Consider the following 26,604-nt stretch of genomic DNA (forward strand, 5'->3'; position numbering starts at 1 on the left):
CCTAGCCCCGGCGGTTCGGCTTGCGCGGGCCGGGGCGCTTGGGTCCGCCCGGACGCGGCGGGCCGGTCCGGGCCTTGCCGGCCGGGGGCTTGCCGCCAGACGTGCCGACGGCGGATTTCGGAGCCCCAGCCCGTTCGGCCCGGCCGGGCCTGGCCTCGATCACGCGGTCGTCGGCGGCCGAGCGCGGCTTGCCCTTCACCGGACGCGGCCCCTTCGCCGCATGCGGCCGCGCAGGCGCCTTCGGCTTGGCCCAGCCCGGCTTGTAGGTCTTCTTCGCCGCCGGTTTCGGCTCAGGCACGACGGCCGACTCGTCGGCCGCCGCCTGGCTCCGCCGGCCGGCGCCGGCGCTGGCCCGCCGCGGCGGGTTGTAGGCCGGCCGATCGCCCTTGGGCATGTTCTCCGGCGCGATGAAGCCGGCGAACTGCTCGCGCAGCACGCGCGGGCCGACCTCCTCGATCTGGCCGACATCCAGCGTGCCGAGCGCCAGGGGTCCGTAGGAGAGGCGGATCAGCCGGTTCACCTTCAGGCCGAGCGACTCCAAGACCCGCCGGACCTCGCGGTTCTTGCCCTCGCTGAGCGTCAGGCTGATCCAGACATTGGCCCCCTGCGGGCCTTCCCTGGCCTTGTCGATCCGGGCCTCGATCGGGCCGTAGCGCACCCCCTCCACGGTTACGCCGTTCTTCAGGGTGTCGAGCTTGTCCTGCGTGATGCGGCCGTGCGCGCGGGCGCGATAGCGACGCTGCAGGCCGGTGGCCGGCAACTCCAGCGCGCGCGCCAGCTCGCCGTCGTTGGTCAGCAGCAGCAGGCCTTCGGTGTTGAGGTCGAGACGCCCGACCGAGATCAGGCGCGGCAGACCTTCCGGCAGAGCCTGGAAGACGGTGGGCCGGTTCTGCGGATCGGCGTGGGTGGTCACCAGGCCGGCGGGCTTGTGGTAGCGGAAGAGGCGCGCGGGCTCGCGCTCGTCGACCACCTCGCCATCGACGGTGAGGATGTCGCCGGGCTCCACCTTCACCGCCGGCGTGGTCAGAACCTGTCCGTTGAGCGCCACGCGGCCGGCGGCGATCAGCCGTTCGACCTCCCGACGGGAGGCGACGCCGGCGCGCGCCAGGGCCTTGGCGACGCGTTCGCCGCCGCCATCGGAGGGGTCGTGCGTTCCCCCGCCCCGCGTCTCGTCGGCGGGGTCGTAAGCAGCCTTGGCTTGACCGGAAGGGGGACGCGGAGTTCGTTGCCGTTCGTGGACCATGATCACCGCACCATGCGCATCGCCCTGCAAGCGGCGCAAGACGCCGCCGCACGCGGCGAAACGCCCGTCGGCGCCTGCGTGGTCGATCCGGCCACGGGCGAGGTGATCTCCATCGGCGCCAACGGCCCGATCGGGGCCCACGATCCGACCGCCCACGCCGAGATCGTCGCCCTGCGTGAGGCCGCCCGGAAACGGGGCAATTACCGGCTGACCGGCCTGACCCTGGTGGTGACGCTCGAGCCCTGCGCCATGTGCGCCGGCGCCATAAGCCACGCCCGCATCGGCCGCGTCGTCTTCGGCGCGGAGGACGCCAAGGGCGGGGCCGTGGTCCATGGCCCGCGCTTCTTCGAACAGCCGACCTGCCATTGGCGGCCGCAGGTCACCGGCGGGGTGCTGGCCGAGGATAGCGCCGATCTGCTGCGCGGCTTCTTCCGCGCCCGTCGCGCCAAGGGCTCTGCGAGCGGCTGAGGCGCCTTGCCTTCCGCCCCGGGAGGGCGGGAGAATACCTCCCATAAGAATTGCCGCATTTGGGAGGACGTTTTCATGGGACTGCTCGATGGGAAGGTGGCCATCGTCACCGGCGCGGGCGGCGGCCTGGGCGAGGCCTACGCCAAGCTGTTCGCCAAGGAAGGCGCCAAGGTCGTGGTCAACGACCTGGGCGGGTCGCGCGACGGGTCCGGCGCCGATCGCAGCGCCGCGCAGAAGGTGGTCGACGAGATCCGCGAGGCCGGCGGCGAGGCCGTGGCCAACGGGGACGACGTCTCCACCCTGGCCGGCGGCGAGAACATCCTGAAGACCGCCCTCGACAACTATGGCCAGATCGACATCCTCGTCTGCAACGCCGGCATTCTGCGCGACAAGACCTTCGCCAACACCTCCGAAGCGGACTGGGACCTGGTGGTGAAGGTCCACCTGAAGGGGACCTATTGCTGCGCCTGGCCGGTGTGGAAGTGGATGAAGGAGAACAACCATCCCGGCGTGATGGTGCTGACCTCCTCGACCTCGGGCCTCTACGGCAACTTCGGCCAGGCCAATTACGGGGCGGCCAAGGCCGGCATCTACGGCCTGATGCGCGTGCTCTCCATCGAAGGGCGGAAGTACGGCATCCGCGTCATGGGCCTGGCGCCGGGCGCCTTCACCCGCATGACCGCCGACCTGCCCGGCCGCCAGGGTAAGGAGCCCGATCCGATGAGCCTGCCGGAGAACATCGCGCCCGGCGTGCTCTACATGGTCTCCGACCTGGCCGCCGATCATTCGGGCAAGGTGCTGGGCGTCTCCTCGCGCGGCGTGCGCGAGATCAAGATGATGCAGACCGACGGCTTCAATCCCGGCAAGCCCTACACCGCCCAGGACGTGGCCAAGAACGCCGACAAGGTCTTCTTCGCCGACGCCACGGAGCGGACGGCGGCGAGCGCCTAGTCTGGACGGCTGGCGGCGCTAGCCGAACGCCGCCAGCCGTTCGTCCAGCCGTTCGCGCACGGCCGGCCATTCGTCGGCCAGGATCGAGAAGACCACCGTGTCGCGGATGCGGCCGGTCCAGGTGATGCGGTCCTGGCGCAACACGCCCTCCTGCACAGCCCCCAGCTTGAGGACGGCGGCGCGGGAGCGGGCGTTGATCGCATCCACCTTGAACTGAACCCGCCGGGCCCCGGCCGCGAAGGCGTGGGCCAGCATCAGGCGCTTGGCCGCCGGATTGACGGCGCCGCCGCGGGCGTCCGGCGCATAGTAGGTGCCGCCGACCTCGACCGTCGCATTGGCCTCGTCCGGGGCGATGTAGCTGGTCATGCCGAGGCAGACGCCGTCGACCAGCACGGCGAAGGGAATCCAGCTTCCGTCCTGCGCCTGGCGCATCAGCCTGTCCCAGGCCGGGCCGAAATGCTCGCCGGCCATGGAGAAGGGGTAGAGATCCCGCCACAGCGCCGGGTCGGCGTCGCAGGCCTGCCGCAGGTCGGCGCGATGCTGTTCGCCGAGCGGCTCCAGGCGGACACGGCGATGCTGCATGATGGAGGGCGGAAGCCTCATTTTTGCGCCTGCGACATTCTGGAACGAAGAAATTTGCGAAATGCCCTATTGCGTTTGCCGGCGATAGGCTTATCTCAGCCTCGCCCTTTTGGGCGTTTCCTCCCTATACCTTCAGAGCCGCGCCCGGCTTGGGCCGCGGCTCTTTTTTTGCCCTCACGCCCCCGCCAGAAGCGCCACGCCCTGGATCAGGAAACCTGCCCCGAGCACGGTGAAGATCCACCGCCGCCAGCGTCGGAAGCGGTCTTCCGACAGGGCGTCGAGGAAGCGGCGTCCGGCGAACGCCCCCAGAACCGCCGCCGCCGCCACGCCCGCCAGAAGCCCCGCCTGGACGCCCTCCCCGCCGTCCAGGGACAGGAGGGCGCCGCCGTAGAAGAGGAGCTTGGCCAGGTGGGCGAACACCTGCATGGCCGCCTTGGTCCCGATCACCTGATGGCGCGTGAGGCTGGAGCGGATCAGGAAGAGCTCGCTCAAGGGGCCGGAGACGCCGGCCGTCAGCGCCAGGGCGCAGACAAGGAACCCTCCCGCCGCCGCATGGCTCGGGCGGGCCGCGTCGAGCGGGACCCACCGGGCCGGAATCCAGACGAGCGCCGGCAGCAGGCCCATGGCGATGAACAGGGCCGCCCGCGAGGGCTGGTAGGCGACGAGGCTGAGGAGCGCCAGGCCGGCGCCGGCGCCCAGGGCGAACCAGCCGAGGGTGCGGTAGCGCACGTGGCGCCAGTTCATCCCGGCCCGCGCCAGGTTGGAGACGAGCTGGGCGGCCCCATGCAGGGCGAGCGCCGCGCCGACCGGCAGGGCGTAGGTCAGCGCCGCCATCAGCAGAGAGCCGCCAGCCATGCCGAACAGGCCGGAAATGGCCGAGGCGGCGAAGACCGCCGCCAGGACGAAGGCGACGAGCCCTGGGGTCATCGCCCGGCCAGGACGAGCTGGGCCGCCTGGGCCAGGTAGAAGAGGCCGACGGCGGTGACGATCCAGCGCGTCCAGCGCTTGAAGTTCACGTCGCTCATCCGCTCCAGGATCAGGCCGCCCACATAGGTGCCGGTCATGGAGAGCGGGACGGCCAGGGCGAAGACCCACAGCGGCGGCAGCGCCGCCTCGCGCGCGCCGATCAGCAGCGGCGCGCCATAGACCACGATCTTGGCCAGGTGGGCGAAGACCTGGGTCGCCGCCTTGGTGGCGACGATGGCGTGGCGGGTGAGCTCGGTGCGCACGAAGAAGATGTCGAGCAGCGGCCCGGCGACGCCGGCCAGCAGGTTCAGCCCCGTGACCAGGAAGCCCGAGGCGAAGGCCTGGGGCGGGCGGGCGGCGTCGAGCCTCAGCCAGGTCTGCGGCAGCCAGGTGAGGCCGGGCACAAGACCCAGCAGCAGGAAGAGCAGCGGCTTGGACGGCGTGAAGGCCAGCAGCGACACGAGGCCGGCGGCGATCAGCGAGGCGAGCGCATACCAGCCGACGATGTCCCAGCGGACGTGGCGGCGGTGCAGGATGGCCCGCCAGCCGTTGGCGACGAGCTGCAGCACGCCGTGGGCGACGAAGGCGGCCGAGACCGGCAGGACCAGCGCCAGCGCCCCCATCAGCACAAGGCCGCCGGCCATGCCGAAGACGCCCGAGAGGGTGGCCGTGGCGAAGGCCGCGACCAGGATGAAAAGCATGGAGATGAGGGGCACGGCTTTGGTCCTCCGATGGAGCGGCCGGCCCCGACGGAGGGCACAGGCCGCCGCCGATCGCCGGTCCGCAGCGCGTCGCGCGCGGGACGGATGGGGCGCTGCGAGCCGCCAGCGGCGAACGCCCGGACATGGCCGGCCGCAGCCGAGCCTCGATGGAGGACGCCACGCCATGCGCGGCGGTCCCGCGCGGCTTACACCCGTCGCGGTCCCCGGCCAAGCTTGCGGCCACGAAAAAGGCCCCGGCGGATCGCCGGGGCCTTCGCAAGCCTGCGATGAGGCTTCGATCAGTTGCGGAACACCGCCGGGGTCGAGGGATCCTGCGGCATGTCGCGATAGCGGCGGACCTCGTTGCGGCCGACCACCATGTGGTGGACCTCGTCCGGGCCGTCGGCCAGGCGCAGGGTGCGTTGCGAGGCGTACATCTTGGCCAGCGGCGTCTTCTGCGAGACGCCGAGCGCGCCGTGCATCTGGATGGCCTGGTCGATGATCTGGCAGACGCGCTCGGGCACCATGGCCTTGACCATGTGGATCCAGATGCGGGCCTCGTCACGGGGCAGGATGTCCATGGCCTTGGCGGCCTTGAGCACCATCAGGCGCATGGCCTCGATCTCGATGCGGGCGCGGCTGACATGCTCGATATTGCCGCCCAGCTGGATGATCGGCTTGCCGAAGGCTTCGCGGGTCAGGCCGCGGGTGATCATCAGGTCGAGCGCCCGCTCGGCCTGGCCGATGGCGCGCATGCAGTGGTGGATACGGCCCGGACCCAGGCGCAGCTGGCTGATCTCGAAGCCGCGGCCTTCGCCCAGCAGCATGTTCTCCTTGGGCACCCGCACATTGTCGAAGACGATGTGCATATGGCCGTGCGGCGCGTCAGGGTCGCCGAAGACGTTCATCGGCCCGATGACCTTCACGCCGGGCGTGTCCATGGGCACCAGGATCTGGGACTGGCGCAGGTGCGGCGGGCCGTCGGGATCGGTCTGCACCATGGTGATCATCACCTTGCAGCGCGGATCGCCGGCGCCGGAAATGTAGTGCTTCTCACCGTTGATGACGTACTCGTCGCCCACCAGCGTGGCGCGCATGCGGATGTTCTTGGCGTCGGAGGAGGCCATGTCCGGCTCGGTCATGGCGAAGGCCGAGCGGATCTTCCCTTCCAGCAGGGGCTTCAGCCACTTCTCCTTCTGCTCGGGCGTGCCGACGCGTTCGAGCACCTCCATGTTGCCCGTGTCCGGCGCGGCGCAGTTCATCACCTCGGACGCCATCGGGTTCTTGCCGAGCTCGACGGCGATATAGGCGTAGTCGAGGTTCGACAGCCCCTCGCCGGTATGGGCGTCGGGCAGGAAGAAGTTCCACAGGCCCTCAGCCTTGGCCTTGTCCTTGGCCGCTTCGAGCACCTCCAGCTGGCCGGGCGCATAGGACCAGATGTCGGTCTTGCCCTCGCCCAGGCGGTGGAACTCCTCGCTCATCGGCTGGACCACCTCCTTGATGAACCGCTTGACGTGGTTGAGCAGGGGAATGGCCTTGTCCGACATACGCAGGTCGTTGAGCTCATCCTGCGGGCTGAGCGTGAAGCTGGATTGTTCGCGTTCGGCGGTGACGGTCATCTGGAGGTCCTCCCACGGGCTAAAAGGCGATGGCGCTTTCGATTGGCGCGCAGCATCGGCCGAGAATTGCGGGATATCAAACAATCGTTCGAGGCGAAGCGCTAGGGAGAATTCAAACAATTGTTTGAATCGGAAGGCGCGACGCCATGGACTTCGACTATTCCCCCCGCCAGAAGGCCCTGATCGCCAAGGTCTCCGCCTTCATGGACGAGCACGTCCACCCGGCCGTCCCGGTCTATGAGCGCCAGCACGCCGAGGGCGATCCCTGGAAGGTGATCCCCGTCGTCGAGGAGCTGAAGGCCAAGGCCAGGGCCGCCGGGCTGTGGAACATGTTCATGCCGCCCTCCTCCGGCGTGGCGCACGTGGACGACACTTTCGTGTTCGAGGGCGAGCAGCTGACCAATCTTGAATACGCGCCCATCGCCGAGATCATGGGTCGGGTCAGCTTCGCCTCGGAAGTCTTCAACTGCTCGGCGCCCGACACCGGCAACATGGAGATCCTCAACCGCTACGGCACGCGCGCCCAGAAGGACCGCTGGCTGAAGCCGCTGATGGAGGGCGAGATCCGCTCGGGCTTCCTGATGACCGAGCCGCAGGTGGCCTCCTCCGACGCCACCAATATCGAGACCCGCATCGAGCGGGACGGCGACGACTACGTCATCAACGGCCGCAAGTGGTGGTCCTCCGGCGTCGGCGATCCCCGCTGCAAGGTGGCCGTGGTCATGGGCAAGACCGATCCGTCCGCGCCCAAGCACCAGCAGCAGAGCCAAGTCCTGGTGCCCATGGACGCGCCGGGGATGAAGATCGTGCGCATGCTCCCGGTCTTCGGCTTCGACGACGCGCCGCACGGCCATGCCGAGGTGGTGCTGGAGAACGTCCGCGTGCCTGTGGAGGACGCCCTGCTGCTGGGTGAAGGGCGCGGCTTCGAGATCAGCCAGGCCCGTCTGGGGCCCGGCCGCATCCATCACTGCATGCGCACCATCGGCGCGGCCGAGGTGGCGCTGGAGAAGATGTGCAAGCGCCTGCTGACCCGCACCGCCTTCGGCAAGGCGGTGGCCGAACACTCGGTGTGGGAGGAGCGCATCGCCCGGGCGCGGATCGACATCGAGATGACCCGCCTGCTCTGCCTGAAGGCCGCCGACATGATGGACAAGGCGGGCAACAAGGTGGCGCGGATGGAGATCGCCATGATCAAGGTCCAGGCCCCGACCATGGCTCTGAAGGTGATCGACGACGCCATTCAGGCTCATGGCGGCGCGGGCGTCTCCAGCGACTTCGGTCTGGCCCGGTCCTACGCCAACCAGCGGACCCTGCGCATCGCCGATGGTCCCGACGAGGTGCATGCCCGCACCATCGCCCGCCTGGAGCTGGCCAGGTACGGCGATCTGGCCGCCAAGGTCCGGGCCGAGCGCGACGCCGAGCGCGTGCCCGTCGGCTCGCGCTGAGCGCCTGAGCCGCGCCGCCTCAGGCCACCCAGTCGCGGCTGAGGCGGCGCGCGCCGATGACGAACAGCAGGGCGCTGACCAGGTAGAAGCCGAGGCCCGAATAGATGGCGTAGCGCAGGGATTCGAGACCGAAGCGCGGCGTCAGGGCGTCGGATACGGCGCCGAAGTACCAGGTGCCGAGGCCCAGCCCGATCAGGTTGTTGACGAACAGGAAGCAGGCCGAGGCCACCGACCGCTGCGCCGCCGGCGCCAGATGCTGGACCGCCGTCAGCACGGGCCCCAGCCAGGCGAGGTTCAGGCCCTGGGGGATGAGGAAGAGGAAGAAGGCGAGCGCCAGGGACTGGGTCTGCACCGCGAGGAAGAAGCACGGCAGGGCGACGATGAAGGCCGCCGCCGGCACCAGCAGATAGGCCGCCGGCCGCCGGGCGCCCAGCCGGTCGCCCAGCCAGCCGCCGGCCCAGACGCCCAGCAGACCGCCCACCAGGGTGATGGCGCCCAGGAAGAGGGAGCGGTCCACCAGACTCATCCCGAGACTGCGCTCGAAGAAGGAGGGCAGCCAGAAGGCGATGCCGTAGCCGCAGACCGACGAGGCCGCCGCCCCCAGCGAGATCAGCCAGAAGCTGGGCTTGCGCAGCAGGGGCCCCACCGATCCGGCGGGCGTCTCCGCCGGCGCCGGCGGCGCCTCGTCGAAGGCGCCGCGCCGGGGCTCCTTGACCACCAGCCGGAAGATGGGGGCGAGCGCGATGCCGGCCAGGCCGACGATGACGAAGGCGGCGCGCCAGTCGATGGCGTGGGCGATCAGGCCGCCGAACAGGATGCCGAAGGCCGAGCCGATAGGGATCCCGAAGGAATAGGCCGCCAGCGCCCGCGCCCGCTGCGACTTCGGAAAATAGTCGGAGATGAGGGAATAGGCCGGCGCCACCCCGCCGGCCTCGCCCACCCCCACCCCCATGCGGGCGAGGAAGAGCGTCCAGAAGCCGGTCGCCAGGCCGCAGAGGGCGGTGAAGCCGCTCCACAGAGCCAGGGCGCCGGTCATGATCCAGGTCCGGCTCCACCGGTCGGCCAGCCAGGCCACCGGCACGCCGAGCGCGGTGTAGAAAAGCGCGAAGGCCAGCCCGCCCATGAGGCCGAGCTGGCTGTCGGTCAGGCCGAGATCGGCCTTGATGGGGCCGGCGAGGATGCCGAGGATCTGCCGATCCAGGAAGTTCAGCGTGTAGGCCAGGATCAGCAGGCCGAGCACGATCATGCGGTAACGGCTGGACGGCTGGGCCGGGGTCGGCGTCTCCATCGGATCTCCGCGCGGACAGACAGGCGCCCGGCGCCGCAGGGCGCCGGGCCAAGGAACCTCAGAACTTGGCTTCCAGCGACAGCATCACCGTCCGCGGCGGGCCGTAATAGGCCGTGACGGAGTTGGCGAAGAGGCCGCCGGGGAAGGTGTAGCCGCCCACGCGGTAGCGCTCGTCGGCCAGGTTCTTGCCGTGCAGGCCGACCCGGTAGCGTTCGTCCGGCGAGGTCCAGACGAGGCTGGCGTCGTAGAGCCAGTAGGAGCCCTGATCGAGGATCGACGGCGTCTCGAACATCGAGAAGGACGAGCGGTAGGAGGCCGCCGGAATGAAGGAGATCTGCCCCATCTCGCCCAGGTCGCGGCGATAGGTGAGGCTGACCGCGCCGGTCCATTCGGGCGTGTTCTGGAACACCCGGCTGTCGGCGAAGTCTTCGACCTGGCCGGTCAGCGGGTTCAGCGCCCGGTACTCGTCGAACTCGGCCTTGATGTAGCCTACCGAGAAATTGGCGCTGAGGTCGGGGGTGAAGAAGGCCGCGCCCTCCAGCTCGACGCCGGACATGTGCGACTCGCCCACGTTCAGCACCTGGCTGGCGATGGAGGCCCCGACCGGCGTCTGCAGGGTGACCTGCTGATCCTGGTACTGGGCGTAGAAGGCCGCGGTGTTCAGGCTGAGCCGGCGGTCGAAGAAGTAGCCCTTCAGACCGAGCTCGTAGGAGTCCACCGTCTCAGGATCGTAGCCGTCGCGCGAATCCGGCGTGAGGATGGCGTCGGCGCGCATGTCGAAGCCGCCCGACTTGAAGCCCTGGCTGTAGGAGCCGTAGGCGGTCAGCTCGGTGTTGAGGTCGTAGCTGAGGCTGACCCGCGGCGTGAACTTCTCGTAGGTGTCGGTGCTGGTGAAGTCCGAACGCAGCAGGCCCGGAACCGCCAGATTGTTGCCGAACAGGGGCGAGCCGACGCCGGTGAAGTTCTGGCGATAGACGCGGCCGGTCTTCTCGTCGCGGGTGTAGCGGCCGCCGAGCGACAGGCTCAGCGCATCGGTGAAGGCGTAGGTCACGTCGGCGAAGGCCGACCAGCTCTCGGTGTCCACATAGCCGGCCGTGGCGATGGAAAGATTGGCCTGGCTGAGGATGGTGTCGAAGGCGCCGGCCGCCGTGGCGTTCAGATAGTAGAGGCCGCCGACCGCCTGCACCCGGTCGCCGGTGTAGAGCAGCTGCAGTTCCTGGGTGAACTGGTGGTCGTTGTAGCGGGCCGGGATGTCCAGATAGGGCGCCGGCAGGGTGTCGAAATCGATCGTCCCCTCGGTCTCGCCGGCGCGATAGGCGCTGATCGACTTGAAGGTCAGAGTGTCGCTCACCGACCATTCGCCGAGCAGCGAAACGCCGCGGCTTTCCACCAGGTTGTGGTCCCCGGAGCCGGCGCGGGTGTCGTAGACGTCCGGCAGCACCTCGCCGCCGGGAATGGGCTGGTTCAGCGAATTGAAGGCCGGGGTCTCCCGGTGGCCGTGGCGGGGGTTCGACCGGTCGGTGACGATGTCGCCCGCCAGCCGGAAGAAGAGGTCCGGCGTGGGCGAGAACTCCACCGTCGCTCGGGCCGCGGCGACCTCCTTGTTGTAGTGCTCGGCGCCGGTGTTCAGATTGGTCCCGTAGCCGTCTCGGTTGAAGCTGGCCCAGGTGAGGCCCACGCCCAGGGTGTCGGACACCATGCCCTTGGCCGAGCCGATGAAGTCGCGCTGGTCATAGGAGCCGAACTGGCCCTTCAGCTTCAGCTCGGGATCGCCCTCGATCTTGGCGGTGACGTACTTGATCGCCCCGCCGATGGTGTTGCGGCCATAGAGGGTGCCTTGCGGTCCGCGCAGGACCTCCATGCGCTCGATGTCGAAGATGTCGAGCACCGCGCCCTGCGGCCGGGCGACATAGACGTCGTCCACATAGAGGCCGACGCCCGGCTCGAAGCCCCAGAGCGGGTCCTGCTGGCCCACGCCGCGGATGAAGGAGATGAGCGTGGAGTTCGACCCGCGCGCGACCTGCACCGTCAGGTTCGGCGTGGTCTGCTGCAGGTTGGTGATGTCCGTCGCACCGGTGGCGGCCAGGCGCTCGCCGGTGACGGCGGTCACGGCCACGGGCACGTCCTTGAGGCTTTCCTCGCGGCGGCGTGCGGTGACGACCAGCTCGTCGACGACGGAGGGGCCCTGCGACGTCGCCTGAGCCGCGGCGGCGACAGGCGTCGCCGTGATCGCCGCGCTCGCCAGGAGCGCAGCCTTGAAGATGGCTTTCATGTTTTCCTCCCCAGCGCGCCGCATCTTGATGCGCGGCGTCGCCCGAATCTCACCAGGTGGTGAATTCCGAGGAGTGTGGCCACACTTGCGCCGGCCGCGCCAGGGGCCAGGCCCCTGCGAGCGTGGAAAGTTTCGTCACCTGATGAAATTCCGCAACAGTGCCGTTGCGGCGCCCGGGAGGGCCACGGTTCACGCGCGGCGCCGCACGACCGATTCCAGCCCGGCCGCGCAATAGGTGAACAGCCGCTCGCGCACCGCCTGCAGGTCGGAGGACCGGCACAGGCCTTCCGAGAGCTGGTCGATGCGGCCCGTCTCGGACAGGGCCAGCATCATCGCCCCGGTGAGGAACTGATAGCACCAGTACAGGTCCTTGACCTCGGCCTCCGGCAGGGCGGCCTTCAGCGTGTCGATCAGGGCGTGGACGACGGGATCGAAGAACCGGTGCATGGTCTCGCCGCCCCAGGCGGGCGTGTTGTTCACCAGGGCCACGAGACGGAAATAGTTCTTCCAGCCGGGATCCTGGGTCAGTGAGAGGTCGAGCAGGGGCCCGATGAAGGCCTCGATGACCCCCTCCACCCGCATGTCGTCCGGATGCGCCGCCTGGTAGGCCGCCATGGCCTCCAGCCGGACCCGGTTGAGGATCTCGGCCCGGCGCGCGAACACCGCATCGAACAGCTGCCGCTTGGCGCCGAAATAGTAGTGGATCAGGGCGGTGTCGACGCCCGCCTCGGCCGCCACCTGGCGTACGGTCACGCCATAGAAGCCGTGCCGCGAGAACAGCTCTTCGGCCGCGTCGAGTATGGATTCCCGAAGGTCCGGCCCCTGACCCTTGGGCCGGCGGCCGCGGGTCGCGCCCGCCTGGACGGTGTCGGTTTTCGCCATGACCTGCGCATTGGGACGGCCCGGGCGCAGTCGTCAAGCACGCCGCCCCGGCGGCGGCGTCAGATGCCGGACCGCTGGGTGAGCAGGAACAGGCTGATGACGCCAGCCAGGGCGACGAGCGCCGGAAGAAGTTTGAACAGCTTGACCATGGCCTGCATATGGGGGCCGCCATGGCTTCATTCCAGTTAAGGTTCGGACAGAGTCCGCCTGCGCCGGCCAGGCTGTGATCGGAAAGACGCACTCTTCGGCCAAGCACCGGGCAGCGCGCCCTCAGGCCTACTCGGGCCGGTGGCAGACGGCCTCGATATTGTGCCCGTCGGGGTCGAGCACGAAGGCGCCGTAATAGTTGGGATGGTAGTGCGGCCGCAGACCCGGGCCGCCGTTGTCGCGTCCGCCCGCGGCGATCGCGGCGGCGTAGAAGGCGTCCACCGTTTTCCGGTCGGGCGCGGCGAAGGCCACGTGGGTCGGCTCGCCCACCTGCCCCAGGCCGATCCAGAAGCTGGGCTTGTCGACGCCGAAGCCTGCATAGGCCTGGCCGTCGCCCATGTGCTCCCGCGCGCCGAGCGACGCCAGCGCCTTGCCGTAGAAGTCCCGCGACCGGACGAAGTCGCTGACATGCAGCGTCATGTGGTCGATCATTTTCGCCCCTCTCTGCCGAGCCTCACGCGACCCGGCGCAGGCCGGCGGCGCCCACGGGCTCTCCACGTTCCAGATAGTCGCGGGTGATCGGCACGGCGTCCACGCGCTTTGCGAGCTGCAGTTGGAAGACCATGTGATCGCGGTGGCGGAAGGCGATTTCGCTGACGCAGAGATAGAACTCCCACATCCGGCAGAAACGCTCGTCGTAGAGGGCGGCGATCTCCTTGCGCTGGGCGGTGAACCGCTCGCGCCAGCAGCGCAGGGTCTCGGCGTAGTGCAGACGCAGGATCTCGATGTCGCAGACGACCAGGCCCGCCCGCTCCACCGCCGGCAGCACTTCGGAGAGGGCTGGAATATAGCCGCCCGGAAAGATGTACTTGGCCACCCAGGCCTGGGTGAAGCCGGGCCCGTCGGAGCGGCCGATGGAATGGACGACGGCCACGCCGTCGTCGGTCAGGAGGCGCGCCACCTGGTCGAAATAGGCCTGGTAGTTGGGCCGGCCGACATGTTCGAACATGCCCACCGAGACGATGCGGTCATAGGGGCCGGCCACGTCGCGGTAGTCGGTCAGCGAGAACCGCGCCCGTTCGGCCAGACCGGCCGCCTCGGCCCGGGCCCGGGCCGTGGCCAGCTGTTCCGTCGACAGCGTCACCCCGTCCACCTGCGCGCCCGTCTGCTGGGCGATGGACAGCGCCAGGCCGCCCCAGCCGCAGCCGATGTCGAGCACCCGCTGACCGGGAGAGATCAGCAGCTTGTCGGCCAGACGCTTCTTCTTGACCCACTGGGCGGTCTCCAGGTTGGCGCCGGGCCTGGGGAAATAGGCGCAGGAATACTGCAGGTCGGCGTCGAGGAAGCGGCGGTAGAAATCCACCGACAGGTCGTAGTGGTGGGCGACGTTGCGGCGCGCGGCCCGCCGGGCGTTGGCCTGAAGCCGCCGGTCGAGCCACCAGCGGGCCAAGGGGCCAGGCCGCGGCTGACGGCGATAGCGGGCGTTGCGCCCGATCAGATCGACCAGATTGTAAAGGCCGCCCTCCTCCAGGAGGAGGCCGCCTTCCATATAGGCTTCGCCGACGCGCAGATCGGGATCGGCCGCGATCCGGGCCAGCCATCGGCGCGAGTTGATCCGGACGCGCAACGGCGGTCCGGAGCCGTCTCCCAGGTTCAGCGACCGCCCGCCCGGCAGATCCACCCTCAGCCGGCCCTCGCGAACGGTCTCGTGCAAATAGGACGAAAGGCTCATGGCCAACCCCTCCTTGCCCGAAGAGGTTAACAGCTAAGCGCGAAAGACTGTTCGCGTCCACGATGTAAAGGGCGTTCGCGCAACCGCCGTGCGGAGTGTTGACTCCGGGCCGCGTCTTACCTACCTCCCGGCCGACGTTAGCACTCGGACTGGGTGGCTGCTAACAGCCAGCCGGAGGCTCGCGTCACCGCAATTCAGATAGTTCCGAACGGAGCAAGACCAACATGGCGTTTCGTCCTTTGGGAGACCGCGTCCTCGTGCGGCGCGTCGAGGAAGAACAGAAGACCAAGGGCGGGATCATCATCCCCGACACGGCGAAGGAAAAGCCGCAGGAAGGCGAGATCATCGCCGTCGGCCCGGGCGCTCGCGACGAGAACGGCAAGATCCAGCCGCTCGACGTGAAGGCCGGCGACCGCGTGCTGTTCGGCAAGTGGTCGGGCACCGAGATCAAGCTCGAGGGCGAAGACCTGCTGATCATGAAGGAAAGCGACATCCTGGGCGTCGTCGAGTAACGCCCGGATCGAGCTGACGTCCCGCCCGCCGACCCCGGCGGGCGCAAACCCTTCGGCCCTTTGCGGCGCGGTCTACCGGCAGATCCGGAGCGGCGCCCATCCGGCCTCAAGACGAAAGAAGAAGAGATGGCTGCGAAAGACGTCTATTTCTCCGCCGACGCCCGCGACCGCATGCTGCGCGGCGTCAACACCCTGGCCAATGCGGTCAAGGTGACGCTCGGCCCCAAGGGCCGCAACGTCGTCATCGAGAAGTCCTTCGGCGCTCCGCGTTCGACCAAGGACGGCGTGTCGGTGGCCAAGGAAATCGAACTGGCTGACAAGTTCGAGAACCTCGGCGCCCAGCTGATCCGCGAAGTCGCCTCGAAGACCAACGACAAGGCCGGCGACGGCACCACCACCGCCACGGTGCTGGCCCAGGCCATCGTCACCGAGGGCCTGAAGTCGGTGGCCGCCGGCATGAACCCGATGGACCTGAAGCGCGGCATCGACAAGGCCGTCACCAAGGTCATCGAAGAGATCAAGTCCAACGCCAAGAAGGTCTCGGCCAATTCCGAGATCGCCCAGGTCGGCACCATTTCGGCCAATGGCGACACTGAGGTCGGCGAGATGATCGCCAAGGCCATGGACAAGGTCGGCAACGAAGGCGTCATCACCGTCGAGGAAGCCAAGACCGCCGAGACCGAACTCGACGTCGTCGAAGGCATGCAGTTCGACCGCGGCTACCTGTCGCCCTACTTCATCACCAACGCCGACAAGATGGAGGCCGATCTCGAAGAGCCGCTCATCCTGCTCTACGAGAAGAAGCTCTCCAGCCTGCAGCCCCTGCTCCCGGTCCTGGAAGCCGTGGTCCAGTCGGGCCGTCCCCTGCTGATCATCGCCGAGGACGTGGAAGGCGAGGCTCTGGCCACCCTGGTGGTCAACAAGCTGCGTGGCGGCCTGCGCGTCGCCGCCGTCAAGGCGCCGGGCTTCGGCGACCGCCGCAAGGCCATGCTGGAAGACATCGCCATCCTGACCGGCGGCCAGCTGATCAGCGAAGACCTGGGCATCAAGCTCGAGAACGTGTCGCTCGACATGCTCGGCCGCGCCAAGAAGGTCACCATCACCAAGGACGACACCACCATCGTCGACGGTTCGGGTGACAAGGCCGGCATCGAAGGCCGCGTGGCCCAGATCAAGAAGCAGATCGAGGACACCACCTCGGACTACGACAAGGAAAAGCTGCAAGAGCGCCTGGCCAAGCTGGCCGGCGGCGTCGCGGTGATCCGCGTCGGCGGCGCCACCGAGGTCGAGGTGAAGGAGCGTAAGGACCGCGTCGACGACGCGCTGAACGCCACCCGCGCCGCGGTCGAGGAAGGCATCGTCCCGGGCGGCGGCGTCGCCCTGCTGAAGGCCTCCAAGGTCCTCGAAAGCTTCAAGGGCGACAACGACGACCAGGAAGCCGGCGTGGCCATCGTCCGCCGCGCCCTGCAGGCCCCGATCCGTCAGATCGCCGAGAACGCCGGCGTGGAAGGCTCGATCGTGGTCGCCAAGGTGCTGGACTCCAACTCGGCCACCTTCGGCTTCAACGCCCAGACCGAAGAGTATGTCGACCTCGTCCAGGCCGGCGTCATCGACCCCGCCAAGGTCGTGCGCACCGCCCTGCAGGACGCGGCTTCGGTCGCCGGTCTGCTGATCACCACCGAAGCGGCCATCGTCGAAGCGCCGAAGAAGAACGCTCCGGCCGGCGGCGGCATGCCCGACATGGGCGGCATGGGCGGCATGGACTTCTAAGTCCGGCCCTCCAGAGCTGACAGGACGAAGGGCGGAGCCTCCGGGCTCCGCCCTTTTTCTATGGGTCGAGCGCGCGGGCCAGACGCGCGGACTCGCCGCGCGTGGACAGCCAGATGAGCGCCTCGGTCACGGCGGCGATCGGCGGCTCGAGCCAACCTCGGCGCCCCTGCGGCAGCCTCGTCTCGGCGAAGGCGAGGTGCGCCTCCTCCTCCGCCAGGATCTCCTGCAGCGTGCGGCGGAGCTCCGGGTCGCGGTCGGAGACGGCCCGAATCTGGTCCTGGAGATGCACGTGGACCGTGCGCTCGACCGCCGCGGTGCAGGCAAGCACGGCCCGCGAGCCGAGAAGGGCTGTCAGCAGCCCCAAAGCGCCGCCGCCCACGCCCCAGAGCCACATCAGCCGGCACGGCCTGGCCGCGCGCGCCGGCATCAGGGCGCGAAACCGCGCTTCGTGCGCCTCTTCGTGTTCGAGGATCTCCGCCAGGAAGGGGGCCAGGCGCGGCGTACGCCAACGGGCGACGGCCAGCTGCGAGCGGTAGATGCGGACGGCGCCGTATTCCCCGCCATGGTCGACGCGCAGGATGCGGCGGATCAGCCTGTCGTCGGCCGGCGGGCTCACGCGCCCTTCTGGTCCTCGCGGAGGATCATGTGGCCGATCCAGCTCGTCACGCCGGTGACGACGGCGGCGACGAGGCCCGGCCACAGGCCGTCGACCATGAAGCCGTCGAGCATGACGGCCACCAGGCCGATCATCGCCGCGTTCAGCACCAGCAGGAAGAGGCCCAGCGTCAGCAGGGTCAGCGGCAGGGTCACGATGAACAGGACCGGCCGCAGGATGGCGTTGACGACGCCCAGCAGCACCGCAGCCAGGATCAGGCTGCCCATGTCGGTGAAGGCGACGCCGGCCACCAGCATGGACGACAGCCAAAGGCCGATGGCGGCGAAGATGGCGCGGACGATGAATCTGGCCAGCATGCGGGCCCCCCAGGACGCAAATTGTGCGGGCATCATCAACCAATCGCGCCCGAACGTCACCCCGAGGGCCAAATTCCGCCGCAACCGCGCGCCACAGCCCAGCCGGGGCGGGCCGAGTTCGAGGGACGAGACATGCGTTGGATCATGCTGGCCGCCGGCTGTCTGTGGGCGACGGGCGCCCTGGCTCAACCCCTGGAAGGCGAGCGCCCGCCCCCGGAGCCGGACGGCCCTCCAGGCGGCGGCCGGCTGTTCATCAGTCCCGCGGGCGAGCCGTTCCGTCAGGGCGACGGTCGGGCGGCATGGTTCGCCGGGGCCGACCGGGACGGCGACACCCTGCTGACCGAGGCGGAATTCCGGCTGGACGCCGAACGCTTCTTCGCCGTGCTCGACGCCGACGGCAACGGCACGATCGACGGCTTCGAGAACCAGGCCTATGAGCGCGACGTCGTCCCGGAGATCACCCGCCTGGCCGGCCCCTTCGGCGGCGGACCGGCCGGCCGGCGGCCCGAGGGCGGGCGCCGCGGACCTCCGCCGGGCGGCGGCGACGGCGGACTCCGCGGCCTGCTGGGCAAGGGCCCACAAGCCGGCGGCGAACGCCGCGACGGCGCGGCCCGCTGGTCCCTTCTCAACATCCCCCAGCCCGTGCGCGGCGCCGACGCCGACCTGAGCGGCCGTGTCTCGCTGGAGGAGTGGCGGGCGGCGGCCAGCCGGCGCTTCTCCCTGCTCGACGCCGACGGCGACGGGGTCCTGACGCTGGACACCCTGCCCAACCCGCCGGGCGGACCGCCGCGGCGGAGGGACTGAGGGCTCAGGCCGAAACGGCCTCGACGTGCGGGATGGTCTCCGTCAGCCGGCCGCCGACGCGGATCGGCTCGATCCGGCGGGCGAGGCCCGTGGCGTCGTCGGTCTCCACGAAGACGCCGCAGACGGTGGCCGGGCCCTCGGCCGGCTTGTAGCGGCCGCCGGAGATGCGGGTGGTGAAGCGCCGCAGGGGCTCTTCCTTCTGGTTGCCGATCACGCTGTCATAGTCGGCGCAGGCGCCGGCGTCGGTCTGGTAGGCGGTGCCGTTCGGCAGGATCTGGCAGTCGGCGGTGGGCACATGGGTGTGGGTGCCGACCACCAGACTGGCGCGGCCGTCGCAGAAATGGCCCATGGCCATCTTCTCGCTGGTGGCCTCGGCGTGCATGTCCACGACCACGGCGTCGGCGGCCAGGCCCATGGGCGCCTTCTCCAGCTCGCGGTCCACGGCGGCGAAGGGGTCGTCGAGGGAGTCCATGTGGACGCGGCCCAGCAGATTGATGACCAGGATCCGGCGTCCGGAGTCGGTCTCGAACAGATTGGCGCCCCGACCGGGCGCATCGGCCAGGATGGGGTAGTTCAACGGCCGGATCAGCCGCGGCTCGCGGACGATGAAGGTCAGCGCCTCCTTCTGGTCCCACGAGTGGTTGCCGAGCGTCAGGCAGTCGGCGCCGGACTCGAACAGCTCCCGCGCCGTGTTCTCAGTGATGCCGAAGCCGGCGGCGGCGTTCTCGGCGTTGACGATGACGAACTCCAGGCCGAGCCGTCGGCGCAGCATGGGCAGGTGGTCGGCCAGGCCGTCGCGACCTGAACGGCCGACCACATCTCCGAAAAAGGCGAAACGCATAAATCTATCCTATCGCACTTCGACGAAGCCCGCCTCGGTGGCGATGGCGTCGAGCGGCTGGTCGTGCGGCTCCATGGGCACCCGGGGCGCCTCCTGGCCGGCATAGGCGTAACCCACGAGGTAGGGGGTGCGTTCGCCGGAAAGCGCCGCGATGGTGCGGTCATAGATGCCGGCCCCCTGCCCCAGACGCCCGCCGGCGCGGTCGAAGGCGAGCAGCGGCACGATGAGCAGGTCCGGCGTCAGCACCTCGGCCTCGGGCAGCGGCGCCGGGATGCCGAAGGCGTCGGGCGCCAGCGGATCGCCCGGCATCCAGGCCCGGAAGACCAGCGCCCCGGAGCGGTCGGCGGCGGCGGGCAGGGTCAGGCGGCGGCCGGCCGTCGCCAGCCGCGCCATCAGCGGGGCGGGATCAAGCTCCGAGCCCTGGGCGAGATAGCCGCCGATCACCAGACCCGGCAGGCGCTCCAGCGGCGTCGCCTGGGCGGCGCGCACGGCGGCGTCGGGATCGGCGGCGGCCAGTCGTACGCGCTGCGCCCGGTAGCGGCGGCGCATCTGCGCCTTGTCGAGGGGAAGGTCGGTCACGGCCAAGGTCTTAGCCGAACCCTTGGCCGAAGGGAAAAGGCGGCCGAAGGGAAAGTCGGTGGCGGCGCCGCGTGAGCCGTGAAGGACGTTTTAATTCCCTCGACCTGGATAACCAGGTGGGCGCCGTGTTGCCCGAAGCCACGGCTCCGGACAGGGACAGCTCCCTTCGAGACAATTAAGGTCGCTGGAATTAGGTTGCCTTCGACGCGAGCCGCAGCAAGACCCGCCGGAGCGCTAAGTTAGGGAGCCGCCCCGCCGGCCACAAGCGGCGGATGCGGACTATTCGGCGGCCAGCTTCTCGATGCGCTTGGCCGCCGCGTCGAGGGCGGCGACGGCCTTGGCCTCGATGCGCGCGTGATCGGACTGAAGCCGGGCGAGTTCGGCCTGGACCGAGGCCATCCGGCTGCGCGAATCCCACAGCTCATCGGCCAGCAGCAGGGCCGCCATCAGGAAGAGCCGCGTCTCCGAAAGCTGCCCCATGTCCTGGGAGACCGCGCGCACCTGGCGGTCGAACAGGCGGGCGAGCTCCAGCAGGTGCGGCTCCTGGCCGTCCTCGCAGCCCACCTGATAGGGCCGGCCGTTCACATCGATGGTCAGCTGGGCCATGGCTCAGTGCTCCCTCGCCGCATCCGAATCGTCGTCCTCGGGCGTCAGATCGAAAGGCGCCTCCTCCGCCGGCTCTTCGAGCGCCGCGCGGATTTCGCCGATGGCGCGACCGAGCGCCGCAGAGGCCTCCGCGCCGGCGGCCTCCAGTTCGCGCTGGCGGGCGCGCGCCTCGTCCAGGTCGGCCGCCAGCTTGGAGCGGTCCTGGTCGAACAGCCCCCCCGCCTCGGCCCCCGCGCGCGACAGGCGCTCGCCAATCCGCTGCTCCAGCAGGGCGACCGCGCGCTCCAGCCGCCTGGCGGCCTGGTCGAGGGCGCTTTCGCTCGCGGGATCTCGGATCATACGGGACTCCTGAAGTGTGACCGTTAATCTATAGACTGCGCCGGGCGGGGCCCGAAAGCGGCGCATTTCTTGACCCCGCTCCCGTCGCGTGCCACCCCGCGCCCTCGCCTCGCCCCTGACTTCCAGCAGCCTCCGCAGAACGCAGCCCATGCCCGCTCCGCTCCAAACCATGGCCGACGCCATCCGCGTCCTGTCCATGGACGCCGTCCACAACGCCAAGTCCGGTCACCAGGGCATGCCCATGGGCATGGCCGACGTGGCGACCGTGCTCTGGTCGAAGTTCATGAAGTACGACGCCGCCGCCCCGGACTGGGCCGACCGCGACCGCTTCGTGCTCTCGGCCGGCCACGGCTCGATGCTGCTCTATTCGCTTCTCCACCTCACCGGCTTCAAGGCCGTGACCATGGAGGAGGTGAAGAACTTCCGTCAGTGGGGCTCCACCACCGCCGGCCACCCCGAATACGGCCACACGCCCGGCGTGGAGACCACCACCGGCCCGCTCGGCCAGGGGATCGCCACCGCCGTCGGCATGGCCATGGCCGAGCGCCATCTGGCCGCCCGCTTCGGCGATGATCTGGTCGACCACCGCACCTGGGTGATCGCCGGCGACGGCTGCCTGATGGAGGGCGTGAGCCAGGAGGCCATCTCCATGGCCGGCCGCTTCAGGCTCAACAAGCTGACCGTCCTCTTCGACGACAACAACACCACCATCGACGGCGAGGCGACCATCTCCGAGACCGGCGACCAGATGGCCCGCTTCAAGGCGGCCGGCTGGGCGGTGAAGGCCATCGACGGTCACGACTACGGCAAGATCGCCGGGGCCCTGCGCTGGGCCATGCGGCAGGACAAGCCGACCATGATCGCCTGCAAGACGAAGATCTCGAAGGGCGCGGGCCGCAAGGAAGGCGACCCCCACAGCCACGGCTACACCCTATTCGACGACGAAATCGCCGACGCCCGCCAGGCCATGGGCTGGAGCAGCGAACCCTTCGTCATCCCCGACGAGGTCTACAAGCCCTGGCGCGCCGCCGGCCGCAAGGGCCGCAAGGCGCGCAAGACCTGGGAGCAGAAGCTGGCCGCCGCCCCGCTCGGGGCCGAGTTCAAGCGCGCCATGGCCGGCGACCTGCCGGAGAACGCTTTCGAACGGCTCGACGCCTATCTCGCCGACCTGCCGGCCGCCAAGCCCGCCAACGCCACGCGCGTGCACTCGGGCTCGGCGCTGGAGCAGCTCGTCCCCGCGGTGCCGGAAATGGTCGGCGGCTCGGCCGACCTGACCGGCTCCAACAACACCTTCGTCAAGGGCACGCCCGCCTTCGACGCGCCCGACTATGCCGGCCGCTACGTCCACTACGGCATCCGCGAACACGGCATGGCCGCGGCCATGAACGGCATGGCGCTGCACGGCGGCGTCATCCCCTATTCCGGCACCTTCCTCGTCTTCTCCGACTACAGCCGTCCGGCCATCCGGCTCGGCGCCCTGATGGGCGTGCGGGTGATCCATGTGATGACCCACGACTCCATCGGCCTGGGCGAGGATGGCCCCACCCACCAGCCGGTGGAGCATCTGGCGTCCCTGCGGGCCATGCCGAACCTGAACGTCTATCGTCCGGCCGACGCGGTGGAAGCCGCCGAGTGCTGGAAGCTGGCCCTGTCGACCAAGACCACGCCCTCGATCATGGCGCTCTCGCGCCAGAAAGTCCCGGCGGTCCGGCTCGAGGCGGCGGACGAGAACCTCAGCGCCCGCGGCGCCTACGAGCTGCGCGCGGCCGAGGGCGGCGAGGCGCAGGCGACCCTGTTCGCCACCGGATCGGAAGTCTCCATCGCCGTCGCCGCCCGCGACCTGCTGCAGGCGCAAGGCGTGCCCACCCGCGTGGTCTCCGTCCCCTGCTGGGAGCTCTTCGAGGCGCAGGACGAATCCTACAAGGCCCGCATCATCGGCCATTCCAAGATCCGCGCGGCGGTGGAAGCCGCCGTGCGTCTGGGCTGGGAGCGGTTCATCGGCGAGGACGGCGTCTTCGTCGGCATGAGCGGCTTCGGCGCCAGCGCCCCCTATGACCGGCTCTACAAGGAGTTCGGCATCACCGCCGAGGCGCTCGCCGCCGCGGTCAAGGCCAAGCTCTAAGGGACCTCCGCCATGCGCCTGGGCACGCCCCTCTCGCCGAGCGCCGTCAGGGTGATGCTGCTGGGCTCGGGCGAGCTCGGCAAGGAGGTGGTGATCGAGCTGCAGCGGCTCGGCTGCGAGGTGATCGCGGTCGACCGCTATGCCGACGCGCCGGCCATGCAGGTGGCGCACCGCGCGCACGTCGTCGCCATGACGGACGCGGCGGCGCTGCGCGCCCTCGTCGAGGCCGAACGGCCGCACCTGATCGTGCCGGAGATCGAGGCCATCGCCACCGACGAGCTGGCCCGCATCGAAGCCGACGGCCTGGCGACCGTCATCCCCACGGCCCGGGCCACCCAGCTCACCATGAACCGCGAGGGCATCCGCAAACTGGCGGCCGAAGAGCTCGGCCTCCCGACCTCGCCCTACGCCTTCGCCTCCACCGAGGCGGAGCTGGCCGCCGGCGCCTCGGCGGTGGGCTATCCCTGCTTCGTCAAGCCGGTCATGTCCTCCTCGGGCAAGGGCCAGTCCTATGTGGAGGATCCGGCGGGCGTCGCCGGAGCCTGGCGCTACGCCCTCGAAGGCGGGCGCGTCGAGCAGGCCCGCGTCATCGTCGAGGGCCGCATCGATTTCGACTTCGAGATCACCCAGCTCACCGTCCGGGCGCGCGGCCTCGACGGGGAGGTCTCCACCCACTTCTGCGCCCCCATCGGCCACCGTCAGGTGCGCGGCGACTATGTGGAGAGCTGGCAGCCCCAGGCCATGAGCCCGGCGGCGCTGAAGCGCGCCCGCGAGATCGCCGGCCGGGTGACCGCCGCCCTCGGCGGTCTCGGCCTCTTCGGGGTCGAACTCTTCGTGAAGGGCGACGAGGTCTGGTTCTCCGAGGTCAGTCCGCGGCCGCACGACACCGGCCTCGTCACCCTGGCCACCCAGAACCAGAGCGAATTCGCCCTGCACGCCCGCGCCATCCTCGGCCTGCCGGTGGACGTGGCCCAGCGCGAGCCCGGCGCCAGCGCCGTGATCTATGGCGGGATGGACGCCAAGGGTGTCGCCTTCGACGGCGTCGCCGAAGCCCTCGCCGTGCCGGGCGCCGACCTGCGCCTGTTCGGCAAGCCGGAGGCCTTCGAGCGCCGGCGCATGGGCGTGGCGCTCGCCCGCGCCGAAACGGCGGAGGCCGCCCGCGCCCGCGCCGTCGAGGCGGCCGACAAGGTGCGCGTCGTCCGCGGCGGTTGAGGGGATCGCCTCCGTCGGCGAGGCGACGCAGATCGATCTGAAACACCGGGTGATTCACCGCTTGCGCAGGGCTTGAGGCGGCGCGTCCGCCACTTTCGCCCGGCCCCGCGCCGGATCGGGTTCACTAAGCCTTGACTCGCGCGCGGGCGCCCGCACAAAACCCCCGCAATTCAATCGGAAATCGCCGCCGTCCGGCCTCAAGATCGCAGGAGAACTCCACATGACCGTCCGCGTCGCCATCAACGGTTTCGGCCGCATCGGCCGGCTCGTCCTGCGCTCCATCATCGAGCATGGCCGCACCGACATCGAAGTGGTGGCGATCAACGATCTGGGCCCGGTGGAGACCAACGCCCACCTCTTCCGCTACGACAGCGTGCACGGCCGCTTCCCGGGCGAGGTGAAGGTCGACGGCGACACGATCGACGTGGGCCGCGGCCCGATCAAGGTGACGGCGATCCGCAACCCGGCCGAGCTGCCGCACAAGGATCTGGGCGTCGACATCGCCCTGGAATGCACGGGCCTGTTCACCTCCAAGGACAAGGCGTCCGCCCACCTGGAAGCCGGCGCCAAGCGCGTGCTGGTCTCCGCGCCTTGCGACAACGCCGACAAGACCATCGTCTATGGCGTCAACCACGACGTCCTGACCAAGGACGACCTGGTGGTCTCCAACGCCTCGTGCACCACCAACTGCCTGGCCCCGATCGCCAAGGTGATCCACGAGCTGTGCGGGATCGAGCGTGGCTACATGACCACGATCCACTCCTACACCGGCGACCAGCCGACCCTGGACACCATGCACAAGGACCTCTACCGCGCCCGCGCCGCGGCCATGTCCATGATCCCGACCTCCACCGGCGCGGCCAAGGCCGTGGGCCTGGTGCTGCCGGAACTGAACGGCAAGCTGGACGGCTCCTCGATCCGCGTGCCGACGCCGAACGTCTCGGTCGTGGACCTGAAGTTCGTTCCGGGCCGCAGCGTGACCAAGGACGAGATCAACGCCGCGCTGAAGGCGGCCGCCGAGGGCGCCCTGAAGGGCGTGCTGGCGGTGTCGAACGACCCGCTGGTCTCCATCGACCTGAACCACGTGGCCGCCTCCTCGACGGCCGCCCTGCCCCAAACCCAGGTGATCGAAGGCCAGCTCGGCCGCGTGCTCTCCTGGTACGACAACGAGTGGGGCTTCTCGACCCGCATGAGCGACACCGCGCTCGCCATGGCTAAGCTGATCTAGTCAAGGACCGAGCACCGCCGCCGAAGAGGGCTTCGACCTCGGGCCGCCGGCGGTCCGGACGGTCGGGCCCGCAAAGCCCCTCTCCCGGACCGCCAAAGGCCCCATGACCTTCAAGACCCTAGACGACGCCGCCCTCTCCGGAAAACGCGCCCTGGTCCGCGTGGACCTCAACGTGCCCATGGCCAAGGGCGAGGTCACCGACGACACCCGTCTGAAGGCCGCCAAGCCGACGGTGGACAAGCTGCGGGCGGGCGGCGCCAAGGTCATCCTGCTGGCCCACTTCGACCGGCCGAAGGGCCAGCGCGTGCCGGAGATGAGCCTCTTTCCGGTGGTGCGGCCGCTGGCGGAGGTGCTGGGCTGCGACGTGGCCTTCGCCCAGGACTGCGTGGGCGACGACGCCGCGGCGGCCGTCGCCGCGATGAAGGACGGCGACGTCCTGCTGCTGGAGAATGTCCGCTTCCATCCCGGCGAGGAGAAGAACGCGGCCGACTTCGCCCAGGCTCTGGCGGCCAACGGCGACCTCTATGTCAACGACGCCTTCTCCGCCGCCCACCGGGCGCATGCCTCGACCGAGGGCCTGGCCCGCCTGCTGCCGGCCTATGCGGGCGAGCAGATGCGCCGCGAGCTGGACGCCCTGAACGCCGCCCTCGGCGCGCCGAAGCGGCCGGTCCTGGGCGTCGTCGGCGGCTCCAAGGTCTCGACCAAGCTCGACCTGCTGAACAATCTGGTGGGCAGGCTCGATGCGCTCGCCATCGGCGGCGGCATGGCCAACACCTTCCTGGCGGCCAAGGGCGTGGACGTGGGCGGCTCGCTCTGCGAGCACGACCTGGGCGACACCGCCCGCCAGATCATGGCCGCGGCCGAACAGGCCGGCTGCGAGCTGCTGCTGCCGCTGGACGTCGTGGTGGCGACGGAAGTCGCGCCGGGGGCCGACAGCCATGTTCGCGCCCTGGACGCCGTCGGCGCCGAGGAGAAGATCCTCGACGCGGGCCCCAAGACGCTCGCTCGCCTGATCGCGGCCATGGACGCCTCGGCCACATTGATCTGGAACGGCCCCTTGGGCGTTTTCGAGGTGCCGCCCTTCGACAAGGCGACCGTTGCGGCGGCAAAACACGCCGCGGGCCTGGCCAAGTCCGGCGGGCTGGTGGCCGTGGCCGGCGGCGGTGATACGGTGGCGGCTCTGAACGCGGCGGGCTGCGCGGAGGACTTTACCTTCGTCTCGACGGCCGGCGGCGCGTTCCTTGAATGGATGGAAGGCAAGACCCTGCCCGGCGTGGCGGCTCTGAGCCAGTAAGAGACAAGAAGAGAAACGGACGGATACGG

Annotated in this window: 26 protein-coding genes and 1 other RNA gene; 10 read left to right on the top strand and 17 right to left on the bottom strand. The window is 69.7% G+C overall.

The window, feature by feature from the left end; all coding sequences use genetic code 11:
* Position 1 precedes the first annotated feature (1 nt).
* Positions 2 to 1,243 (bottom strand): pseudouridine synthase, encoded by a 1,242-nt coding sequence (locus H2041_RS05760; RefSeq protein WP_293410468.1) that lies wholly within the window; start codon positions 1,241 to 1,243, stop codon positions 2 to 4.
* A gap of 12 nt (positions 1,244 to 1,255) precedes the next feature.
* Between H2041_RS05760 and tadA the strand changes: the two genes are divergently transcribed.
* Together tadA and H2041_RS05770 are read left to right on the top strand one after the other, a co-directional pair.
* Complete coding sequence (tadA, locus tag H2041_RS05765; protein WP_293410712.1) at positions 1,256 to 1,711, top strand: tRNA adenosine(34) deaminase TadA; 456 nt, start codon at positions 1,256 to 1,258, stop codon at positions 1,709 to 1,711.
* A gap of 75 nt (positions 1,712 to 1,786) precedes the next feature.
* Positions 1,787 to 2,662 (top strand): SDR family NAD(P)-dependent oxidoreductase, encoded by an 876-nt coding sequence (locus tag H2041_RS05770; protein ID WP_293410470.1) that lies wholly within the window; start codon positions 1,787 to 1,789, stop codon positions 2,660 to 2,662.
* Between the two features lie 18 nt (positions 2,663 to 2,680).
* On the opposite strand, the gene H2041_RS05775 is transcribed toward H2041_RS05770, so the two are convergent.
* The 4 genes from H2041_RS05775 to H2041_RS05790 all read right to left on the bottom strand — a co-directional run bounded on the left by H2041_RS05775 (position 2,681) and on the right by H2041_RS05790 (position 6,530).
* Complete coding sequence (locus tag H2041_RS05775) at positions 2,681 to 3,265, bottom strand: GNAT family protein (RefSeq protein ID WP_293410472.1); 585 nt, start codon at positions 3,263 to 3,265, stop codon at positions 2,681 to 2,683.
* A 153-nt stretch (positions 3,266 to 3,418) separates the two neighbouring features.
* Positions 3,419 to 4,171: a TSUP family transporter gene (locus H2041_RS05780; protein WP_293410474.1), complete on the bottom strand. Its 753-nt coding sequence runs from the start codon at positions 4,169 to 4,171 to the stop codon at positions 3,419 to 3,421.
* The gene (locus H2041_RS05785) at positions 4,168 to 4,926 is read right to left on the bottom strand and encodes a sulfite exporter TauE/SafE family protein (protein ID WP_293410477.1); all 759 of its coding nucleotides are present in this window, start codon (positions 4,924 to 4,926) and stop codon (positions 4,168 to 4,170) included. The genes H2041_RS05780 and H2041_RS05785 overlap by 4 nt, the downstream gene beginning before the upstream one ends.
* Positions 4,927 to 5,210: 284 nt before the next feature.
* On the bottom strand, positions 5,211 to 6,530 hold the full coding sequence (locus H2041_RS05790) for an acyl-CoA dehydrogenase family protein (protein WP_293410480.1): 1,320 nt from the start codon (positions 6,528 to 6,530) through the stop codon (positions 5,211 to 5,213).
* A 146-nt stretch (positions 6,531 to 6,676) separates the two neighbouring features.
* Here H2041_RS05790 and H2041_RS05795 point away from each other — a divergent pair, with 146 nt between their 5' ends.
* Complete coding sequence (locus tag H2041_RS05795; protein ID WP_293410483.1) at positions 6,677 to 7,975, top strand: acyl-CoA dehydrogenase family protein; 1,299 nt, start codon at positions 6,677 to 6,679, stop codon at positions 7,973 to 7,975.
* Between the two features lie 19 nt (positions 7,976 to 7,994).
* On the opposite strand, the gene H2041_RS05800 is transcribed toward H2041_RS05795, so the two are convergent.
* The 5 genes from H2041_RS05800 to H2041_RS05820 all read right to left on the bottom strand — a co-directional run bounded on the left by H2041_RS05800 (position 7,995) and on the right by H2041_RS05820 (position 14,296).
* On the bottom strand, positions 7,995 to 9,263 hold the full coding sequence (locus H2041_RS05800) for an MFS transporter (protein ID WP_293410485.1): 1,269 nt from the start codon (positions 9,261 to 9,263) through the stop codon (positions 7,995 to 7,997).
* Positions 9,264 to 9,321: 58 nt separating this feature from the next.
* Entirely contained in the window at positions 9,322 to 11,535 is a 2,214-nt protein-coding gene (locus H2041_RS05805; RefSeq protein ID WP_293410487.1) for a TonB-dependent receptor, read from the bottom strand.
* 189 nt (positions 11,536 to 11,724) lie between these two features.
* Complete coding sequence (locus H2041_RS05810; protein ID WP_293410490.1) at positions 11,725 to 12,417, bottom strand: TetR/AcrR family transcriptional regulator; 693 nt, start codon at positions 12,415 to 12,417, stop codon at positions 11,725 to 11,727.
* Between the two features lie 276 nt (positions 12,418 to 12,693).
* Entirely contained in the window at positions 12,694 to 13,056 is a 363-nt protein-coding gene (locus tag H2041_RS05815) for a VOC family protein (RefSeq protein ID WP_293410492.1), read from the bottom strand.
* Between the two features lie 22 nt (positions 13,057 to 13,078).
* A complete protein-coding gene (locus H2041_RS05820; RefSeq protein ID WP_293410494.1) occupies positions 13,079 to 14,296 on the bottom strand; it encodes a cyclopropane-fatty-acyl-phospholipid synthase family protein in 1,218 nt (405 codons plus the stop codon).
* 224 nt (positions 14,297 to 14,520) lie between these two features.
* Between H2041_RS05820 and groES the strand changes: the two genes are divergently transcribed.
* Together groES and groL are read left to right on the top strand one after the other, a co-directional pair.
* Positions 14,521 to 14,808: a co-chaperone GroES gene (gene groES / locus H2041_RS05825; RefSeq protein ID WP_293410496.1), complete on the top strand. Its 288-nt coding sequence runs from the start codon at positions 14,521 to 14,523 to the stop codon at positions 14,806 to 14,808.
* Between the two features lie 126 nt (positions 14,809 to 14,934).
* The gene (gene groL / locus H2041_RS05830) at positions 14,935 to 16,578 is read left to right on the top strand and encodes a chaperonin GroEL (RefSeq protein WP_293410498.1); all 1,644 of its coding nucleotides are present in this window, start codon (positions 14,935 to 14,937) and stop codon (positions 16,576 to 16,578) included.
* A 58-nt stretch (positions 16,579 to 16,636) separates the two neighbouring features.
* Here the strand turns inward: groL and H2041_RS05835 are convergent, their stop codons facing one another.
* Both H2041_RS05835 and H2041_RS05840 read right to left on the bottom strand, forming a co-directional pair.
* Complete coding sequence (locus H2041_RS05835; RefSeq protein ID WP_293410500.1) at positions 16,637 to 17,194, bottom strand: demethoxyubiquinone hydroxylase family protein; 558 nt, start codon at positions 17,192 to 17,194, stop codon at positions 16,637 to 16,639.
* Positions 17,191 to 17,547: a phage holin family protein gene (locus H2041_RS05840; RefSeq protein WP_293410714.1), complete on the bottom strand. Its 357-nt coding sequence runs from the start codon at positions 17,545 to 17,547 to the stop codon at positions 17,191 to 17,193. The genes H2041_RS05835 and H2041_RS05840 overlap by 4 nt, the downstream gene beginning before the upstream one ends.
* Before the next feature lie 135 nt (positions 17,548 to 17,682).
* Here H2041_RS05840 and H2041_RS05845 point away from each other — a divergent pair, with 135 nt between their 5' ends.
* Positions 17,683 to 18,354, top strand: a complete 672-nt coding sequence (locus H2041_RS05845; protein ID WP_293410502.1) for a hypothetical protein — start codon at positions 17,683 to 17,685, stop codon at positions 18,352 to 18,354.
* Positions 18,355 to 18,358: 4 nt separating this feature from the next.
* On the opposite strand, the gene H2041_RS05850 is transcribed toward H2041_RS05845, so the two are convergent.
* The 5 genes from H2041_RS05850 to H2041_RS05870 form a co-directional block, all read right to left on the bottom strand.
* Positions 18,359 to 19,195, bottom strand: a complete 837-nt coding sequence (locus H2041_RS05850) for a TIGR00282 family metallophosphoesterase (protein WP_293410504.1) — start codon at positions 19,193 to 19,195, stop codon at positions 18,359 to 18,361.
* Between the two features lie 9 nt (positions 19,196 to 19,204).
* Positions 19,205 to 19,774, bottom strand: coding sequence for a 5-formyltetrahydrofolate cyclo-ligase (locus H2041_RS05855; RefSeq protein ID WP_293410506.1), 570 nt, complete (start codon positions 19,772 to 19,774; stop codon positions 19,205 to 19,207).
* A 60-nt stretch (positions 19,775 to 19,834) separates the two neighbouring features.
* A non-coding RNA gene (gene ssrS / locus H2041_RS05860) (6S RNA) lies at positions 19,835 to 19,997 on the bottom strand.
* 56 nt (positions 19,998 to 20,053) lie between these two features.
* A complete protein-coding gene (locus H2041_RS05865) occupies positions 20,054 to 20,380 on the bottom strand; it encodes a cell division protein ZapA (protein WP_293410508.1) in 327 nt (108 codons plus the stop codon).
* 3 nt (positions 20,381 to 20,383) lie between these two features.
* The gene (locus H2041_RS05870) at positions 20,384 to 20,719 is read right to left on the bottom strand and encodes a DUF4164 family protein (protein ID WP_293410510.1); all 336 of its coding nucleotides are present in this window, start codon (positions 20,717 to 20,719) and stop codon (positions 20,384 to 20,386) included.
* A 148-nt stretch (positions 20,720 to 20,867) separates the two neighbouring features.
* Here H2041_RS05870 and tkt point away from each other — a divergent pair, with 148 nt between their 5' ends.
* The 4 genes from tkt (at position 20,868) to pgk (ending at position 26,575) form a co-directional block, all read left to right on the top strand.
* Entirely contained in the window at positions 20,868 to 22,841 is a 1,974-nt protein-coding gene (tkt, locus tag H2041_RS05875) for a transketolase (protein ID WP_293410512.1), read from the top strand.
* Positions 22,842 to 22,853: 12 nt separating this feature from the next.
* On the top strand, positions 22,854 to 24,053 hold the full coding sequence (purT, locus tag H2041_RS05880) for a formate-dependent phosphoribosylglycinamide formyltransferase (protein ID WP_293410514.1): 1,200 nt from the start codon (positions 22,854 to 22,856) through the stop codon (positions 24,051 to 24,053).
* A gap of 220 nt (positions 24,054 to 24,273) precedes the next feature.
* Complete coding sequence (gene gap / locus H2041_RS05885; RefSeq protein WP_293410516.1) at positions 24,274 to 25,281, top strand: type I glyceraldehyde-3-phosphate dehydrogenase; 1,008 nt, start codon at positions 24,274 to 24,276, stop codon at positions 25,279 to 25,281.
* A 103-nt stretch (positions 25,282 to 25,384) separates the two neighbouring features.
* Positions 25,385 to 26,575, top strand: coding sequence for a phosphoglycerate kinase (gene pgk, locus H2041_RS05890; RefSeq protein WP_293410519.1), 1,191 nt, complete (start codon positions 25,385 to 25,387; stop codon positions 26,573 to 26,575).
* Positions 26,576 to 26,604 lie beyond the last annotated feature (29 nt).

Source organism: Phenylobacterium sp., assembly GCF_013911965.1.
Classification (GTDB): Bacteria; Pseudomonadota; Alphaproteobacteria; order Caulobacterales; family Caulobacteraceae; genus Phenylobacterium.